Origin of the sequence: Labilibaculum sp. K2S, from assembly GCF_030372765.1 — a bacterium.
Classification (GTDB): domain Bacteria; phylum Bacteroidota; class Bacteroidia; order Bacteroidales; family Marinifilaceae; genus Labilibaculum.
Window position 1 is genome coordinate 1 of sequence record NZ_JAUCMW010000060.1, and the last position, 1723, is coordinate 1723.

Here is a 1723-nt window from a genome sequence, read left to right on the forward strand (position 1 = left end):
CACGTACGGTTCTGTGAGAAGTTAGGGGTGAAATTCCCCTAGCTTACTCGACTGTGTGTTCGTGCTTTTTAATATTTGTTATTTGTATATCCTGCTATCAGAAAACCCATATTGACAACACCTGAAAAAGCCTCAATTGCACTCAATACTTTTAACCATCCTACAGGACTAAAGTCCCCATAACCTAATGTTGTAAAAGTAATTGTACTAAAATACAAACTATCTCCCAAATTAAAATTATTATACGCTGTATTTGCTGAAATCAAATCATAATTAATCCAGTAAATCAAACCAAATACTATAATAATTGCCAGCGACAAATATATTATTCTATGAGGTTTACGACCATATTCCCAATAATAATAACTTAATGTTTTTGTGAAAAAATTCCACCCTTTTAATCTTTTTCGAATAAATTCATTTTCCTGAATGAAATAATCTTTTGCAATATCATCGTCCCCTTGACTTTGATACATTTTTTTAAATGCTTTATATGCATTTAAATTGTTGTCTTTAATATTTGATTCATGAAGTATCTCTGCTTGGTATAAAGTGCAGTCTTGAAATACTGGGTTGAAGTTTCCACCGTAAATTTGAACATTATAAAGCTTTGAATTTATAAAGTCTCCAGAAACTTCACAATCATAAAATCTCCATTGTTGAAGTTTCGAATTATTTAACGTGAAATTTGTAATTGTACAATGTTCAAGATTAAGCAAAGGCATATCAAAATCGTCCGCAATCCAGTTATCACAAGCACAGTAGGAGCAACTTAAATTTCCTTCCTCCCCAAAATGAATATTCCCATTAAATTTTAAACCGCATAAATTCGCAAATTCAATTCTTTTACCTCTCAATAATATTCCAAATCCATTCACAGGAGTTTGAATTCCTCCCATTTTTAAGAGTTCAAAATCAGTCTTTGTAGCATAGACATCAGCATGAATCCAGACTCGTTCCATTTCATGTCCTGGAGCACTTCTTGAGTTGATATAAAGAATATCTTGGCTTTCCCCTTTTACTTTAAGCCAATCTAAGTATGGTGTAAATGCCTTAATTAACGAATAATCGTAAGTCGTTTCAAAATGTTTTCTTTCTCCTTCAATCTTTTCATAGGCAACAAATGTTTTTTCCTCATCATTCCATTTTTGCTTAGTTAAATAAAGTGTTTTATTCTTTTTTGAAAGTTTTTTATGTTCAAGAAATGGAGAAATCTCTCCATTTGCGATGATTAATTCATTCGTTAGTTCATAATCCTTTTTCCATTCTGTAAAAAGTTTTAATGACTTGTCAAAATGTACTAATAATCTTGGGAAGTCATGCAGTTTTCTCCATTGAATAAATCTTTTCTCAGATATTCTCCATAAGTCAAGTATTTCAGGTTTAGGGTTGTCCTTTATTTTTTCAAACAGTGCAAGGTCTTCCTTTTCTCTGTCTTTAAGCCATTGTTCCCTAAATTCGTTCATATCGTCGTCTTTTTAGCATGACACACAACGGTTTGTGTATGTGGAGTGCGGGATTGAAAGTGATGCACTTTCAATTCTGCACGGAGCCAATTCGTTTATTCATAATTTCAAATTTTCCGTCAATCGTCAAAGACGAATTGGCGGTGTTGCAACAACGAGCCGCAGCCCCAAAAACCGCTGAAACCCGCATTACATATGACACTTTGTGTGTGCCCTGCATGAGCATGATCACACCCACCGAAAGGTTGTTGAAAATG

At 33.5% G+C, this 1723-nt stretch carries 2 protein-coding genes; both read right to left on the minus strand.

Translation table 11 applies throughout. The features are described 5' to 3' along the window. Window positions 1-68 precede the first annotated feature (68 nt). On the minus strand, window positions 69-1466 hold the full coding sequence (locus tag QUH73_RS20645) for a potassium channel family protein (protein WP_289532339.1): 1398 nt from the start codon (window positions 1464-1466) through the stop codon (window positions 69-71). 70 nt (window positions 1467-1536) lie between these two features. After that, window positions 1537-1723: hypothetical protein (locus QUH73_RS20650; protein ID WP_289532340.1), on the minus strand; the 187-nt coding region annotated here is incomplete at its 5' end.

Bases quoted from the DNA above. Each gene is read 5' to 3' on its own strand.
- QUH73_RS20645 (WP_289532339.1), bottom strand. From the start codon at position 1,466: ATGAACGAATTTAGGGAACAATGGCTTAAAGACAGAGAAAAGGAAGAC.